The organism is Butyrivibrio sp. NC2007, assembly GCF_000421405.1.
Lineage (GTDB): Bacteria > Bacillota > Clostridia > Lachnospirales > Lachnospiraceae > Butyrivibrio.
The window spans coordinates 1-16,835 of the sequence record NZ_ATWY01000016.1; the positions used below are offsets into that span (position 1 = coordinate 1).

Here is a 16,835-nt window from a genome sequence, read left to right on the forward strand (position 1 = left end):
CTTTTGTGCATATATATAGAAAAATAGCTCAATCATCCTTTTCAACACGAATTTTTTCTATACCCATCAGGCACTTTTTCTCATATATGTAGAAAATTAGATGAATAAAATTTCTTCAGCATCACAACCAGCAGACCACAGATTCTTTGTGATGCATTCCTCGACAATTCAAGACAATCGCCATAGTCTCTGCATAACCCGTGCCCACTTTATCGGCCCGCCTTAGTGACCGACCGCTCATATAAATACCGGAGTCAAGGGACAGTACGCTGGGCGCCGCCCTTTGGCGCCCGGGCAGCCCTTGGGTCCGGTATTTATGTGAGCTACAATCCCATGGCGGCGGGCCTATATCCCCTAACGCCTGCCCCACTCGCTTAGCGAGTCAACAGAACCCTCCCCTTGACTCCCCTTGACTCGCGAGAGTCAAAGAGAACCGTCCCCATTGACTCTCCCTTGACTCATTTTTGTGAGTCAAAGTGAAACGTCCCCGGTGACTCAAAATGAGTCAATCTGAAACGTCCCCTGTGACTCAAAATGAGTCAATCTGAAACGTCCCCTGTGACTCAAAAAAACTCCCCGGCGTATACCGGGGAGTTCTGGAATAATTATCTTTGTTTTATACCTCAGCGCTTACACTCTCTGAAGCCATCTCTTTCTTCTTGGCAAGGTACTTCTTGATTGCCTTGTACTCAAGGAATGCAATCAGAGCAAGAAGAAGTGCATCTACAGCATAGAGGATCTTAACCCATGTAGGAAGTCCTGTGCTGATGTTCTTGTCATAAGCGCGGCTGTTAACAACAGTGTAGAGAATGTTCTTTGAAGCCTGTCTCATGGCAATAACTGATGTAGCAGAAGTCTGATCTGTAACTGTTGACTGAGGTGTCTCATATGTAGCAAGCATCAGGTCACAGCCGTTTCTGATCATTCTGTCTGAATCCTGGTAACCGTAGCCACCGAAGTAGTCAGTCTCTGCAAGACCTCTGAAGCCCCACTCGCCACGAAGTACTGTGTTAAGGAGCTCTGAGCAAGCCTCAGCGGGAACTGTTCCGATGTTGTTGAAAGCTACCATGGTTGCTGCAGGGTTTGCCTTCTTGAATGCGATCTCGAAGGACTTAAGGTAAACTTCACGAAGTGACTGCTCGTTGAGCCATGTGCAAAGGAAGCCTGTTCTGTTGGTCTCCTGATCGTTGGTTGCAAAGTGCTTAACGTATGAGTAAACACCGTGAGCTCTTGCTCCGTCTACTGCCTTTGCGCACATCCAGCCTGCGAGAACGCCGTCCTCTGAGTAGTACTCGAAGTTACGTCCTGCAAAAGCGCTTCTGTGTGTGTTTGTTGCAGGTGCATACCAACCTGAAACATCCATTTCGTCAGCCATCTGTCCGATTGAATCGCCGAATGCATAAGCAAGATCCTTGTTCCATGTGCAAGCGATCATTACTGCTGCAGGGAATCCGATTGAACCCTGGCCTGTGAAGTTGTTGTTGATGGAAGCAGGTCCATCACAGTCATAAGTCATGACTTTGTCTATAGAATCAACTGCTGATGTCTCATATCCGCCGAGTGCGATAAGGGTGTTCATCTCTGAAACTGTGAGCTCATCAAGCAGTGAATCCCACTTAGCATCATCGTAATCTACGCCGCGAAGATCTGCGAGTTTAACTCCGTTCTTAGCGCCTGTTGTAGGCATTACATCTGCATCGTTGTTGTATGTAGTAGGATCATAGTTTGTCTCGTTAAAGTATGTAGCCTTGTAAGCATCTGACATCTCAGTAGTTGCAGGTGCTGCAGTAGCCTCATCATAGTTTGCAAATCCGTCTGCTCTTGAGAGATATGTAAATGAATCTCCCTCAGCAAATCCGAACTGGTTTGTTGCTGCAACAAAGTCAGACTCACGCTTGTTTGACTCGTCGTAAACAACCTTTGTATCTACTGTTACGTTCTCACTTGCGATCTTGTTGTGAGCATCTGTGTTGATTGAGATCTCGTAGTCTCCTGCCTCAAGTACGTAGCATCCCTCGCCGTATGTGTCGTATGAAGCCATATCTTCAAGGGCAAAAGAGATATTAAGTGTCTGAGATGCACCAGCCTCAAGAAGGTCTGTCTTTTCAAACGCGATAAGGTTTGCAGCTGACTTCTCAATTCCGCCGTTTGTATAAGGAGGATTGTAGTAAACTTCAACTACGTCCTTACCTGCAACGCTACCTGTGTTTGTAACTGTTACGTCAAAAGAAACTGTCTTACCGTCGTTGTTTACAGGACCCATCTCCTGAGTGAAGGTTGTGTATGAAAGGCCGTATCCGAAAGGATATACAACAGCGCTGTCATAATCAAACTCCATGTTGCCTGCCTCTGCTTCAGCAAAAGCTGTCTCGTAGAATCTGTATCCAACATAGATACCCTCTACATAGTTAACGAATGTAGGATAAGCCATTCCGCCCTCAGCGAACATGTTCTCATATCCGAATTCTGTCATGTTTGTGTAATCAAAGTCGCCAAAGTTGTTGGCTGTAGGTGTTGCATGAAGGTCAGCAACGAATGTATCTGCTGTCTTACCTGAAGGATTAACCTGACCTGCAAGGATCTCGCCAAGTCCGTCAAAACCTGTCTGACCTGTTCCGGGACAGTAGATAACTGACTTGATCTGTGAGTAGTCATTTACAAAGCCAAGCTCCATAGCGTTAGCTGAGTTTACAATAACGATAACCTTGCTGTAGTCAGATGTAACCTTGTCAAGAAGAGCCTTCTCTCTGTTTGAGAGCTCAAGGTATGACTTGTTTGCATCAAGGTCATCAGCCTGCTCTGAGTAACGTGTTCCTGTTCCACCGAACCAGCTGTTTGGATCATAGTTATATGTGTCAACGCCGTCGTAGTTTACAGGAAGATCGGCGCCCTCACCACCTGAACGGGCAATGAAGAAGATTGCTGTGTCAGAATAGTCTTTTGCTGATGTAAAGAGGTCCCCGTACTCATCAATTGTAGGCTCCGGAATTGTCCAGTCCTGACCCATCATTCCAACTGAAGGTCTTGAATCTCTCCATCCCTTGTAGAAGTCTACGAGTTCCTGGTTGTACTCGATTCCTGCATCTGTAAGTCCCTGAAGGAAATCAACTGTAGGATATGCTGCTGAGAGCGCTCCTGAACCTGTTCCGCCGTAGATAGGATTGGTTGATGACCATCCGAATACGTTTACCTTTGTGCCTGCTGCAAGAGGAAGTGCTGCGGAATCATTCTTTAAAAGAACTATTCCCTCCTCTGCGATCTGTGTGCAGAGCTCTTTTGCCTGCTCAGAGGACTCCTCGGAAATCTTTCCGCCGCCCATTGCCATGTTTACCATGGAATACATAGGTACCAGTAAGATATTGGTAACAACAAGTACCAGTGTCAAAAGAAATACAAGCCATGCCTGCTTTCTTACAAAGCCCTTTAAAGGCTTCTTGATTTTGATTGCTGCGATCGTGCAGATGATAGCTGCGACAAGTACCACCCCAATGATAACCAGCTGTGGGATCATTGTGCCAAGTACTGCAATGACGTCCGCAATGTTGATTTGTAACATATTCTTTTTCTCCTTCCCATTAAAAAAAGCTTGTTATTTTACTCGGCGCTTTTTGGTGTCTCGGGGAATATTATCTTGTTAACAAAGAAGAATACCACCATTGACACTCCGCCGTTTAAAACCGTAGTTCCGATATTGTAAACCCATGCAGGAACGAACTTTCCTGCAACAGCTACCCAGATGCAGTTGATGGAATTTACTATGCAGGTGATAACAATAAATGCCAGCACATACCATGCAATCTGCTTTCCCGGCTTGTCGTGATTTCTAAACACGAAGAGCTTCTGGATTGGAAAATTTATACACTCGCCGATGATCATTGCGATCATGTAAGCTGTGAAGTAAGCAAGTCCGCCATGAGCCTGATCATATCCCAGGATGTTCCACTGGAAAGTCTCTCCAAAGAGTGTCAGCGGAATTCCCGGCCAGCCAAAGCTGCGATCTCCAAGAAAGGCAAATGCAGCCGGCAGAAATGTGAGCAGCAGGTACTTAAATACTGTGATGGCGTTACTTACGATAACGAAGAGTCCGCCTTCCCTGACCCACTTTGCTATGGCAGGATGCTTTGTAGCAAAATCATTCCAAAATTTCATTTCTCTTATCCCCTTACTTTTTCATCTTTGCCTCATAGGCTTTGTTCTTCTTGCTGTTTCTAAAGTAGCCGCCTATTACGGCTCCGATTCCTTTAAAGAAGTGTCCGTTTACAAGATTTACGATTCCGTCCACCATTTCCATGCTCACGGCTCCGCCTGTCATCTTGGCCATAGCCCTGAATGGCATGTTATAAATGAAAAGAGTGTTCAGATCCGGGATACCTTTTTCGTCAGCCTTTTTCTTCATGGCTGTCAGCCTGCCGTACGCAAATCTCGCAAGTCCGCTCTTTGCGTAATACATCTGGCACATAGCATCGTTTCTTGTGAGCTCTCCGCTCCACTTTCCATCAGGTATTGGTCTTCCGAGGAGTTCCTCGAATTCGGAGTCCTTAACATTCTCAATCTTGCCTGTATAGTAGGAAGCCATCTTCTCTTTGTCATAAGGGAAATCAAATGTAGTTCCCTCAATCTCAACATCAGCGCATGCTCTGATATCTGCGCTGCTGCTTCCTATCATCACCCTGTACTTTCCACCTTCAACTTCCCATTTACCGGTCTTTACGTTGTAATAGCGGAATGCTTTATCGTCAAAAGAGATTGTGACCTTCTGACTTTCACCGGCTTTCAAATAAACTTTCTTAAAGCCCTTTAACTCTTTTGCAGGTCTGAAGACATTTCCATCCGTAAGGGATACATAGAGCTGAGCAACTTCTGCTCCGTCCTTATCACCTGTGTTTGTTAAGGTAAAAGACACTCCGCTTTCATCTGCTGTAATGTCTGTATATAAAAAGCTCGTGTATGAGAGTCCGAAACCGAAAGGATAAAGCACAGGAACATCAGCTGTGTCATAGTATCTGTAGCCTACGTAAAGGCTCTCTCTGTACTCTGAGTTCCTCTCCTGGCTTGGATAGTAGCGGTAAGCAGGTGTATCCTCATGTCTTCTCGGTATTGTCTCTGAGAGCTTTCCGGAGGGATTGACCGCTCCTGTAAGGATATCCAGAGTAGCTCCCGCTCCTGCCTGTCCGTTGAGGTAACAGTGGAGAAGCGCCTTGAAGTAGTGGTGCCAGGGCATCTCGATTGCTGAGCCTGCGCTGATAACACCTACCAGGTTTGAATTAACCTGTCCAAGTTCCTGAAGCAGATTTATCTGATTCTGGGGAATTCTCATATGAGTTCTGTCCATTCCCTCAGACTCTGAATTCTCATTAAGTCCAAAGAAGAAAAGAACTATATCAGCCCTTGAAGCAAGATCCAGTGCTTCCTTCTTTGTCTGTGCATCCTCTTCTCCGCTCCTTGAATATCCGCGGCTCATGCCCACAACCTGGAGGTCATAGCCTTTTACCATCTCTGAAATGGTCTCAACCCTGGTTGGATTAACAAGGGAAGATCCTGCTCCCTGGTATCTTGGAACAAAGGCGAAGTCACCGATTATTGCAACCTTGGCTCCCTTCTTAAGAGGAAGAATACTGTCTTCGTTCTTTAACAGGATTGCGCTCTCAGCTGCTGCCCTTCTGGCAATGCCGTGGTGTGCATTCTTATCAAAATCCTCTTTTCTGCCCTTTGCATTTGCAGATAGAGTTATAACTGCATCTAAGAGTTCATCCACTCTCTCATCAAGGTCTTTTTCCGAAATCTTGCCGGAACTTACTGCTTCAACAAGCTCTCTTGCTGAATCCAGACCAGGATTTGGCATCTCAAGGTTTGAACCTGCTGCAACTCCGAGTGCGTGATCATTACTTGCACCCCAGTCGGTAATTACGATTCCGTCAAATCCCCACTCATCTCTGAGGATCTCTTTTAACAGATGTTTATTCTCATTGGCGTAGGTGCCGTTGACCTCGTTGTAGGCCGACATGATCGCCTTAGCACCGCCCTCTTTAACTGCTATTTCAAAGCCTGTAAGGTATATCTCTCTTAAGGTTCTTTCATCCACAACGGAGTTCATGGCCATTCGGCGAAGCTCCTGTGAATTTACCGCAAAGTGCTTGGGGCAGGCATATACGCCCTGTGACTGGATTCCTCTAACATAGGAAGCTGCCATCTTGCCTGCAAGGTACGGATCCTCTGAGAAATATTCGAAGTTCCTTCCGCAGAGAGGACTTCTCTTTATATTAAGACCGGGTCCCAAAAGGACGTTCACGCCCAGCGCCATAGCCTCTTCTCCCAGTGCATCACCAAGGGTTTCGCCCAGGTCCTCGTCCCAGCTGTTTGCAATTGTGGCTGCTGTAGGGAAGCATGTGGCAGGAAGTGACTCGTTAAGTCCAAGATGGTCTCCCGCTCCGGCCTGCTTTCTGATACCGTGAGGTCCGTCTGAACAAAAGATTGAAGGAATTCCTACTCTTTCAAAATCTCTTGTCTCCCACTCGCCCTTTCCGCTAAGGAAAGCTGCCTTCTCTTCTATTGTCATTTTTGAGATAATGTCCTGATGTTTCACGATCTTACTCCTTTCTCATGACTTTATCCTAGCACGCAAAAAAAATCGTGCCGTTTTTGTCACAAACGGTACGATTTTTGTCATGAACGGTAATTAAATTATCTGGAATGCTTTTCCTTCTTTTCCTCATACATGGCGTCATCCATGCGCTTTAGGAAGTTATCGATGGAGTCATGAGCCGGCTGGTAAATGCTGTATCCTAGAGATAGGGAAAGCTTATATCTTCTCTCTTCTGTATCGTTAAAGAGCTTAAGCTCATCCCTGATGCTGTTAACGATGTTCTGGAGCTGTTTCTCCGAGACACCCTTAACAAGGATTATGAATTCGTCTCCGGCAAATCTGATGGCTACTGCCTTGTCCGGCTTACCAAAAGTAAGGATCCTTGCCACGTCTATAAGGGCCTCATCACCATAGGAATGTCCGAAGGTATCATTGATCTGCTTAAAGTAGTCAACATCAATCATGATTCCGCCAAGATTGTTTTTTTCTCTTGTGCTGGTCTCAAGTAGATAGTCAAGATAGGCTCTGTTGTATAGTCCTGTCAGCTTATCGAGGTATGAAAACTCGTTCTGTATGGACATATAGATTGCTGTAAGTCCAACAGCTGTCGATATCCACATCAGTGATACTCCGTAAATAACCACCTGAATGGCACAGCCCAAAACTATTGGACCGATCATAAGATAAAGAGGGAAAAACCTGATCTTTCCGTATCTTCTCTCATAGCCCTTGTAAATAAATATACTGAAAAGAACATATCCGATATCTACAATATAGTACACATAACTAAAGGGAAGCCTGCTGTAAACATTCTGCTCATCAATCCTGAAGATGATGGGCACAAACATATTGACAAGCGCTATAATAACCATTATTACTGCCGGTATAAAGGCATAGGTATAAATTCTTTTTACCCTGGTCATGGAACGGTATAGCTTAAGATCCTCATAAAGACACCAGGAAGCAACAAAAAGAGGATTCGCCGCAAAACAAAACGTATTGGTCAGAATATTGACCAGCCTCATGCCGGGTTTATTTATCCCATCCACATAAAATGAAATAAAGTCAACGACACAGGCCACCATGGTAAGAATAGCTATTACGGTATATATCTTGAATTCCGGGTGTTTGTCATCGGTCCTTCTGATCTTGCTGCTGATAAGCAGGGCAACAAGCAGAATAAATCCCATAAAATCCGATGTGCCTACAGCTCCTATATTCATAAAGTGCCTCCGCGAGGTATTAGTATTTTAAGCTCAAACCAATTCTTGTTTACGTCAAAAGTTACAGTTCCATGATATTTATCGACAGTATAACGTATACTCTTTAACCCAAAACCGTGACTTGTTTTATCGGCTTTTGTTGTCACAGGGTAACCATTCTTGATCTTTATCTGATTTTCGCAATAGTTATTTATCTGTATTATAACAAAATTCTTCTTCGTAGACACTGACAAATGAATGAGTCTCTTTTCCGGATCCTCTATGAGCGATACGCTCTCAATGGCGTTATCAAGGGCATTTCCGAATATCGTACATATATCTGCCACGTGCATGAAATCCAGGATATTGCCATCCGCAACACAGGTCACCTTGATGTTGTTAGCCCTGCAGTTCATCATCTTACCTGCAATCAGCGTATCCAGAACGCTGTTTCCTGTCTCAAGCTCAGGGCTGTAGGACTCAAGCTCCTGCTCCATGTCATCAATCCACTTCTGTCGCTGTTCATCGCTCATCTCCGCACGCAGTCCCGCGATCTGGTGCTTAAGGTCGTGATACTTGACGTTGATCATGTCAAAGGTAGTCTGGTAGTTTCTGTACTTATCGTACTGGGCTTTCAACATTGAGTGGATGTTACTCAACTCTTTTTCCGCAAGGAGCTCACAGATACGGCTCTGGTAAACGTATAGGATCATGATTCCCGCAACGTCAACAAGAGTCCTTATATAGAACACATCCGCAGCAACACCTGCAGAAAAGGGAGTGTTTGAGAAAATGAAGCTAAGGTTACTGAAAGCAAAGATAGCTGCAGCAATGATCACCGCAGCAAATAGTTCGTGGGTGTTTATCTCCAGCTGGAAGATTCCCCTCGTAATGCTCTTTTCCATATGGAGCGCCCAGATAAATACAAAGGCATACACAGCAACGAGGATGATGATCTGAAGTATCTGCGAGTCATTGAGCCTTGCAAAAAAGCATGCCAGCTGCCATTCAAGGGACGCAGCAAGCTCTGCCAGAAGGAAAGCCCTTGCGCAGTAATAGCCGACGACATTTACCGTGTCCTCACAGACACTGTACATGAATACGAACATAAAAAACACAGCCATCAGCATGCAGGGAACCCACATGAACAGCGGAAGGTCTTTTGTAAACACGAGAAAAAGAGACTGCACAATGAGTGCAGTTACTGAGATCAATATAAATTTGTTCCTGCTCACCTTGCGCTTAAGGACAAGGCAATATATAAAACAGGCCAGCCACTCTGCTATGGCTGTGTATAGTCTTGGTATATCCTGATAATAATTTTCCATATTATGATCCTGCCATGTAATCCGTCAGTGCCGCCATGAAGTCGTTTTTCCTGGCGCGGCTGATAAGGAGCTGCTTGCCTGCTATGATGCACGCACCCTTCTCAACACCGTCCACATACTTTAGGTTCACCAGATACCCCTTGTTGCTCCTGAAGAAATTGTAGGGTGCAAGCTGCTGCTCGAAGTCCGAGAGCTTGGCTCTTATGGTAAACTCACCGGCTCCGGTGTAGAAATTCAAGTTGTGCCCCTGGCTCTCTATATAAAAGATATTGTCGATATCAAGCTTTTTAACGCCGGAGGACATCTCTATGGAAATGATGTTGGAATCCTCTTTTTTGACCCTGCCAAGCGCTCTGTCGAGCTTCTGCGAAAAGGCAAAGTAACTCACTGGCTTAAGGACATAGTCAAGGGCGTCAACCTGATACCCTCTTATGGCATAGTTGGTCATGTTGGTGATAAACATAATGACCACGTTCTGATCAAGCTTTCTGATCTCCTCCGCCGCCGTCATGCCGTCCATGAGCTTCATCTCTATGTCCATGAGAATGATATCAAACTGACTCTTATAGCCGTTTGTTATCTCATCTCCATCCTTAAACCTGGTGATCTTGAAATAATTACCGCTCTCCTGCTGATACTTATTCACAAATTCCACAAGCTGGTCCGCGTATGAATCTTCATCCTCTACGATTGCAAGATTTATCATCCGTAATCTCTCCTGTCTCTGTTACGAATTATTATACACTATTTTTGCATTCTTCATTTCTATTGCTATAATGTGTGTATTATGAAGATAGAAAACACATTATACGTTATGAATATAGATATACTTGAGGATCAGGTGCAGTTTGATCTCTGGTATGATAAGATGCCTGAATTCAGGAAGAGAAAAGTCGACGCCCTGAAGCCTCATCGCTCTAAGCTGTTATCTCTCGGAGCAGGAATGCTTTTGGACAAAGCTATGAAAGATTGTGGTTTTGATGATTATGAGATAGAGCTCTCAGAGAATGGAAAGCCACGCATTAAGGGGCGTGGAGATGTCTTTTTCAACATATCCCACTCAGGCGAAATGGTTGTTCTTGGCATTTCGGATAAAGAAATCGGCGTGGATATTGAGAAGGTCAAGCACTTTAAGGAAAGCCTTGTCAATTACGTATTTATGCCACAGGATCAGGATCTGGCAAAAGAGCTGATGATGAGCGAAAGTGACATGGACAAAGTCTACACGAGGCTCTGGACTGTAAAAGAGAGCATCATGAAACACTGCGGAAAGGGAATCTCCCTAAGTCCAAAGAACATTCTTTTGAGGCTTGAAAACGGCAAAATAAAGGCCTCATCAGCCGCGTGCGACTGTGAGGCGCTAAATCTGATACCTTATGAAATCGATGATTATCAGATAACTATCTGTTCAGAGTGCGAAGATTTCACTCTCCTGAAGCCATTTTGAGTTCTTCTTCGTGAAGCTCCTGAATCTCATCTACAGCGGAAAGCATGGGTTTAACGTGCTTTCCTTTTATTTTTCTGTCAACATAATTCTGTGTTATCTTCATTACTGTTCCCGAAAGTGCAAGAACACCTATAAGGTTTGGAATAGCCATCATTCCGTTGAAGGTATCCGAAAGATCCCAGGCAAGTGTAAGGTCCATAGTTGCACCAACCATGATGAAGATTACGAATATCAGCTGATAGATCTTGGCTGACCTGGTACCAAAGAGATACTCAAAAGCCTTGCTTCCATACTGGCTCCAGCCAAGTACAGTTGAGAAAGCAAAGAACAGGATCGCAATGGCGATAAATGCTGCTCCGGCACGACCGTATACTGTTGAGAACGCTTCTGCAACAAGAGCTGTTGATACTGCATCAGAAATAACTTCACCTGTATCGAGATTAACAAGTCCGCTGGAAAGAACGGCGAAAGCTGTAAGTGAGCATACGATGATGGTGTCTGCAAATACCTCGAAGATTCCCCACATTCCCTGAACTACAGGTTCTCTTACGTTTGAAGATGAGTGAACCATAACGGAAGATCCAAGACCTGCTTCGTTTGAGAATACGCCACGCTTCATTCCCCACTGCATAGCATAAGCAACTCCGCTACCTACGATTCCGCCGCCAACTGCTCTCATACCGAAGGCTCCCTTGATTATTGATGCAAATACAGCACCTGCCTTATCAAAGTTGAGAACAATGATAACGATTGTGCAGACCAGATAGATAACAGCCATGAAAGGCACCAGTCTCTCGGTTACGGATGCGATTCTTTTAAGACCGCCTACGATAACGAGGCCTGCCAGTGCCATAAGGAGTGCTCCTGTAAATACGTGAGGAATTCCAAAGGCAGAATTCATGTTGACAGCAATTGAGTTGATCTGGCTCATGTTGCCGATACCAAAGGAAGCTATTACGCAGAACAAGCTGAACATTACTGCAAGAGCTGCACCGATATGGCCAAAGCCCTTCTTGGAGCCAAGGCCGTACTTAAGGTAGTACATGGCGCCTCCGCACCACTCATTGCGTTCGTTCCTTCTTCTATAGTAAATACCAAGGACATTTTCAGAGAAGTTGGTCATCATTCCGAAGAATGCAACGATCCACATCCAGAAGATCGCTCCGGGACCACCTGAAAGAATAGCCGCTGCAACACCCGCGATATTACCTGTTCCGATGGTTGCTGCAAGCGCGGTACAAAGACTCTGGAACTGAGAGATCTGCGTGTCATCCTTACCTGTGTGCGCTGTGACATGCTTATCCTTAAAGATTCCACCGATAGTACTCCTGATCCAGTGCTTAAAATGTGAAATCTGGAATACCTTTGTAAGAATTGTCATAAGAATGCCGGTTCCCACAAGCAGAATCAGCATGGGAAGTCCCCAGACAAAACCGTTTACAGCATTGTTGACGTTCTCAACGTTACTTAGTAAATTGCCCATATACATCTCCTCCTAAAACCACGATAAAGCAAAAAGGCGCACGAAATGAATCGAAACGCCTTTGTTTTGAGATAGTATATCATACTGCACTGCATTAAAGCAATAAAGATTTTTAATTAATCATCAAATAGTGGTGTAGAGAAATATCTTTCTGCCGTATCCGGAAGAACTGTAACCACAGTCTTGCCCGGGCCAAGCTTTTTAGCCAGCTTCAGGGCTGCTGCCACATTGGTTCCGCTGGATATTCCGCACATAAATCCCTCAAACCTTGCCAGGTCCTTGGATGTATTGATGGCTTCATCATCAGTCACAACACAGATGTGATCGATAATGGACTGGTTTAAGATATCAGGAATGATTCCGTCGCCGATGCCCATCTGCATATGGGTTCCAATGTTTCCGCCTGCAAGGATTGCAGCGTTTTCAGGCTCGGCAGCCCAGATCTCGATATCCGGGTATTTATCTTTTAACACTTCACCGATACCTGTAAGGGTTCCACCGGTGCCGATTCCTGAGCAGAAGCCGTGGATTGGTCTGTCTGCCTGCTTAAGGATCTCAAGGGCTGTTCCGTTCTTGTGAGCCATGGTATTGTTGGGGTTCTCAAACTGCTGAGGTACAAAGACCTTTGGATTCTCATCGCGCATCTTAAGAGCAGTCCTTAGGCACTCGTCTATGCATTTGCCTATATCGCCGTCGTCGTGGATAAGAACAACCTCAGCGCCGTAATGCTTAATGAGTTTTCTTCTCTCCTCGCTGACAGAATCAGGCATGATGATTATGGTCTTATAGCCTCTGACTGCACCAACCAGCGCAAGGCCGATTCCCTGATTGCCACTGGTAGGCTCAACAATTATCGTATCCTCATGTATAAGGCCCTGTTTCTCAGCCTCTAATATCATGTTAAGAGCAGTTCTGGTCTTGATGGATCCGCCGATATTGACCCCTTCAAACTTAACCAGTATCTCAGCGCTGTCCTCTCCTGCCATTCTTCCAAGCTTAACCAGCGGAGTATTCCCGACTGCATCAAGTACATTCTCATAAACCATGTGAGCGCTTCTCCTTCCAACAAATACCTATGCAAAGAATAATACAACAAAAGGCTGAAACCATCTAGATTTCAGCCTTTTATAAAGAGCAGGGGAAGCAGGATTCGAACCCGCATGAACGGTTTTGGAGACCGTGATACTAGCCATTGTATGATTCCCCTATTCAGCTTATGTGGCTTTCTTAACGCGAACCACGAAAGCTATTGTAGCATCTATATTGAATCCTGGCAAGAGCAAATATTAAGTTTTTTAATTTATTTTTATGTCTACAAAAAATCTTAAGAATACTTGCATATCTGTGTCGAGAGTTTGACAACCTGGATCATGGCGATGATTACGATAATGTACAACCCACATATCAGGTTGGGTTTCTTGGTTTTTCTCTCTTTGAGGACCACCCTGAATTCTGTGCAAGGTACCAGATGCGCAATGAAAAAGATGGATACCTATATACTGACAGATTCAATCTGATTGTGATAGAATTAATGCATGAAGGACTCGCAACAAAGGAAGACATCGCCTGCGGTATCGATAAGTGGGTACGTCTTTTCAAAGCAAAGACATGGGAGGATCTTAAGATGGTAGCACAAGATAACCCTTATATGACTTCTACTGTTGAATCAATGTATCTATCAAACACAGACAGAAATATCCTGAAAGTTGCAAGGGAACGTGAAGATTTTCTTCGCAGCCAGGCTTATAAGGATAAGAAGCTTAAAACCCAAGAAGCAGAAATTAAATCTCTGACTTCTGAAGTTGACCGCCTTCGCAAGTTATTAGAGGATAATGGTATAACTCCATAACAAATTGATCAAAAATAAACACCAGCTCATCACGAGCTGGTGTTTATTTTTTGATTGCCTTAAAGACTCTTTATGCTGTCAGTCTTGAAGATGAACTTAACGCTGCTGTTCTCCTCTTCGCTTGATCCGCCGAAGCTGTTGTAATTGCTGCCGGCTTCCTGGATAGCGCTCATTCTGTCAGCGAAATCTGAAAGGTCACCGTCGAATGCCTCGTAAAGTCTCTTGATTCCTTCTTCATCAAGCTTGATCACACCATCAAGGAGCTGCTGCATACCATCCTCAAGTGTTACAACGCCGTCATCAAGCTGCTTAGCACCGTCATTAAGCTCTTTTGCACCATCATTGAGGTCGCCTGCGCCCTTTAAAAGCTCCTTAGCTCCGCTGTCAAGCTGACCTGCGCCATCCTTGAGTTCTGCTGTTCCATCGCTGAGCTTGTTTGCTCCGTCAGCAAGCTTGTTTGCACCATCATTAAGTTCGCCGTTCTTTGAAACAAGAGTACCTGTTCCTGCTGCAAGCTTATCAGCACCTGCGCTGATCTCCTGAAGGCCACCATCAAGCTGAGCTACTCCGCCATATACCTGCTTTGCACCGCTTTCAAGAGCTGCTGTGCCATTCATAAGATCACCGGCCTTAGTCTCTACTGTTGTAATGATGCCTGCCAGTTCCTGAGGATCAAGACCGATATTTCCAAGACTTGCAAGTGTCTCATCAATTGCCTTAATTGCAGCATCTGTAGCTCCTACAAGCTGCTCATACTGTGAAACTGCTCCAACGCCAGCCTTAAGGGTAACAATACGATCTCTGTACTGCTTAGCTGCATCATAATATGACTGCATTCCATCTGCTGCTGCCTTAGCCTTAGCTCCGTACTCCTCAGCCGCTGCCTGTGCTGTCTGAGCAGCCTGTACTGCCTGATCAAGCTGTCCCTGAAGTTCAGCAATAAGTGCCTCATATTGAGCTGCACTCATTTCTCCATCTGACTCTGAATCCAGAGAAGTTGTAACTACTGTATCATCACCTGTAGGCTCTACATTAGTAAGATCAAGTGTAGTTGTAACAGGCTCTGCTGCCTTAGGTGTCTCCTCATCATCGATAGTCACAGGTGTTGTCTCGGTAGGCTCTGTTACAACCGGCTCTGTAACCTCAGGCTCTTTATCATCCTCAGTAATTGTATCTGTCTCAACTTCCTGTACAAGTTCATCGAAGTTATCCGGTGTATCTACACTGCCTGTTTCAGTAGTCTCAGTAGTATCTGTGCTTGCCCCTGTCTGAGCAGTATTTCCACCCTGGCTTGTCTGACCAGCCTGATCTGTTGCAGATTCATCCTGAGTAGGCGGAGCAGGAAGCTCCGGTGTCTTCTCAGCAGCTGCTGCCAGAGTTGCCTGTGCACCAAGTACGAGCTCTTTAGCCTCTGCTTCAGATACCTCATGCTTTGCCATCAGAGCCATCATCTCAGCAACGTCTGCATCCCAACCCTCTCCTGTTGCAAGGAAGTTCTGAGTCTTAACAAGCTTAGCTCTCTTTGCTGTAAGAGCTGTAACATTAGCATTCATTGCCTGTGTAAGTCCGTTGATCTTGGTCTTGTAAGCAGGAAGAAGCTGTCCAATACCGCCTACCTTTTCATTCATCTTTGTAGCGCCTTCTGCAAGCGCTCCTGCTCCGGCCTTAAGTGCCTCTGATCCCTGTTTTGCTGTATTAACCCCCTTTGAAAGAGCTACAGCACCGTCATTAACCTGTGAAACACCGTTTGTATAAGCAGAGATACCATCTCTGAGTGTAGCTGTTCCGCTTGCAAGTGTGCCTGCTCCGTCGCGAAGTGTTACTGTTCCTTCGTAGAGCTTACCTGTTCCGTCAGAGAGTGTTCCTGCTCCGTCATAGAGCTTGCCTGTTCCATCATAGAGCTGCGTTGTTCCATCATAGAACTTACCTGTTCCATCCTTAAGCTCTACTGCGCCGTCCATAAGAGCCTGTGCTCCGTCAACCAGCTTGTTTCCACCGTCATTAAGGTCTCCCATATCGCTCTTTAAATCAGCGATCTTATCAGAACCTGTAATATCAGTGAGTCCGAAATCCGAGAGAATATCTGAGCTTGCCATAGTAATGGTCATACCAAGCTCGAAATCAGATGTATCTGCTGTGATCTCGAAGGAGTTTGAAAGCTTCTCTTTTATCTCATCTGCATCATCAAGCTTGTCCCACTTATCTTCAGAGATATCAAGACTCTCCTTAAGTCCGGGGAGTGCAACACCCATAACAACGTAGTTGCCACCTTCTGAAATAACCTTACCATTTGAGATCTCAACATTTGTGAACTTGTCGGCATCAAGCATCATTCCGGATACCATTGCAAATGGTGTGTAGACCTCGATGTCTTTTCCGTCAACATTTACTGTCTGTTTGGCGTTGTTTTCATACTCGAAACGGATTGTTACTCTTCCGCTCTTTCCGGCAAGTTCCTCGGGAGAAATCTCTTTTCCGTCAAGTGTATATGTGATCTTCATGTTTACAGGAAGCTCTTTGTCTGTTGTTCCCTGATAGAAAATGTCTGACCCTTCTGCATCCCAGGTAAGTGTTCCGTCGCCGTTATCCTTGAAGGTCTCATCACCCTTAACATTGACGATATTCTTAAGTTCTGTTGAATCAGCAATCTCTGAAGAAGCTGTAGCGTTCTTGAGCCACTCGCTTACGATGACATCATTTACAGCGCCGTTGGCATCTGCTGTTACGTAGACTGTCTCAACCTTGCCTGCATCTGACTCAGTTCCTGTAACCACTGAGTTCTTTACAATGCTATCTTCAAGAGCAGCTTCCTCAGCGCTCTCTTCTACTGCTGCCACTGTCTGTGTATCTGTGGTAGCCTGGCCACAAGCCACTGTCATAACAGCCAGCATTGTTGCCATAACTACTGATAATGATTTGATTAAATTCTTTCTGATCATGGTT

The 16,835-nt window shown here is 45.1% G+C and carries 11 protein-coding genes and 1 tRNA gene; 2 read left to right on the plus strand and 10 right to left on the minus strand.

Annotation, left to right across the window (positions count from 1 at the left end; translation table 11 throughout):
- Positions 1-616 precede the first annotated feature (616 nt).
- From G632_RS0112820 to G632_RS0112845, 6 genes are all read right to left on the minus strand, one after another.
- The gene (locus tag G632_RS0112820; protein WP_022769700.1) at positions 617-3,556 is read right to left on the minus strand and encodes a glycoside hydrolase family 3 protein; all 2,940 of its coding nucleotides are present in this window, start codon (positions 3,554-3,556) and stop codon (positions 617-619) included.
- 38 nt (positions 3,557-3,594) lie between these two features.
- Positions 3,595-4,149, minus strand: coding sequence for a GtrA family protein (locus tag G632_RS0112825; protein ID WP_022769701.1), 555 nt, complete (start codon positions 4,147-4,149; stop codon positions 3,595-3,597).
- Between the two features lie 13 nt (positions 4,150-4,162).
- On the minus strand, positions 4,163-6,583 hold the full coding sequence (locus G632_RS0112830) for a glycoside hydrolase family 3 C-terminal domain-containing protein (protein WP_022769702.1): 2,421 nt from the start codon (positions 6,581-6,583) through the stop codon (positions 4,163-4,165).
- A 98-nt stretch (positions 6,584-6,681) separates the two neighbouring features.
- Positions 6,682-7,806, minus strand: a complete 1,125-nt coding sequence (locus G632_RS0112835; RefSeq protein ID WP_022769704.1) for a GGDEF domain-containing protein — start codon at positions 7,804-7,806, stop codon at positions 6,682-6,684.
- A complete protein-coding gene (locus tag G632_RS0112840) occupies positions 7,803-9,113 on the minus strand; it encodes an ATP-binding protein (RefSeq protein WP_022769705.1) in 1,311 nt (436 codons plus the stop codon). Before G632_RS0112840 ends, G632_RS0112835 begins: the two co-directional genes overlap by 4 nt.
- 1 nt (position 9,114) lies before the next feature.
- Complete coding sequence (locus G632_RS0112845) at positions 9,115-9,819, minus strand: LytR/AlgR family response regulator transcription factor (protein WP_022769707.1); 705 nt, start codon at positions 9,817-9,819, stop codon at positions 9,115-9,117.
- A gap of 81 nt (positions 9,820-9,900) precedes the next feature.
- On the opposite strand from G632_RS0112845, the gene G632_RS21350 reads away from it, so the two are divergent.
- On the plus strand, positions 9,901-10,560 hold the full coding sequence (locus tag G632_RS21350; RefSeq protein ID WP_022769708.1) for a 4'-phosphopantetheinyl transferase family protein: 660 nt from the start codon (positions 9,901-9,903) through the stop codon (positions 10,558-10,560).
- Here G632_RS21350 and G632_RS20035 read toward each other — a convergent pair.
- The 3 genes from G632_RS20035 to G632_RS0112865 all read right to left on the minus strand — a co-directional run bounded on the left by G632_RS20035 (position 10,538) and on the right by G632_RS0112865 (position 13,250).
- Positions 10,538-12,043 (minus strand): alanine/glycine:cation symporter family protein, encoded by a 1,506-nt coding sequence (locus G632_RS20035; protein WP_022769709.1) that lies wholly within the window; start codon positions 12,041-12,043, stop codon positions 10,538-10,540. The two genes, G632_RS21350 and G632_RS20035, sit on opposite strands and share 23 nt — an antisense overlap.
- A gap of 116 nt (positions 12,044-12,159) precedes the next feature.
- On the minus strand, positions 12,160-13,089 hold the full coding sequence (gene cysK, locus G632_RS0112860) for a cysteine synthase A (protein ID WP_022769711.1): 930 nt from the start codon (positions 13,087-13,089) through the stop codon (positions 12,160-12,162).
- A gap of 89 nt (positions 13,090-13,178) precedes the next feature.
- Positions 13,179-13,250, minus strand: a tRNA-Trp gene (locus G632_RS0112865).
- 123 nt (positions 13,251-13,373) lie between these two features.
- Here G632_RS0112865 and G632_RS0112870 point away from each other — a divergent pair.
- On the plus strand, positions 13,374-13,892 hold the full coding sequence (locus G632_RS0112870; RefSeq protein ID WP_278246622.1) for a PD-(D/E)XK nuclease family transposase: 519 nt from the start codon (positions 13,374-13,376) through the stop codon (positions 13,890-13,892).
- A gap of 59 nt (positions 13,893-13,951) precedes the next feature.
- Here G632_RS0112870 and G632_RS21355 read toward each other — a convergent pair whose 3' ends face one another.
- Positions 13,952-16,831, minus strand: coding sequence for a hypothetical protein (locus G632_RS21355; RefSeq protein ID WP_022769713.1), 2,880 nt, complete (start codon positions 16,829-16,831; stop codon positions 13,952-13,954).
- Between the last annotated feature and the right edge of the window lie 4 nt (positions 16,832-16,835).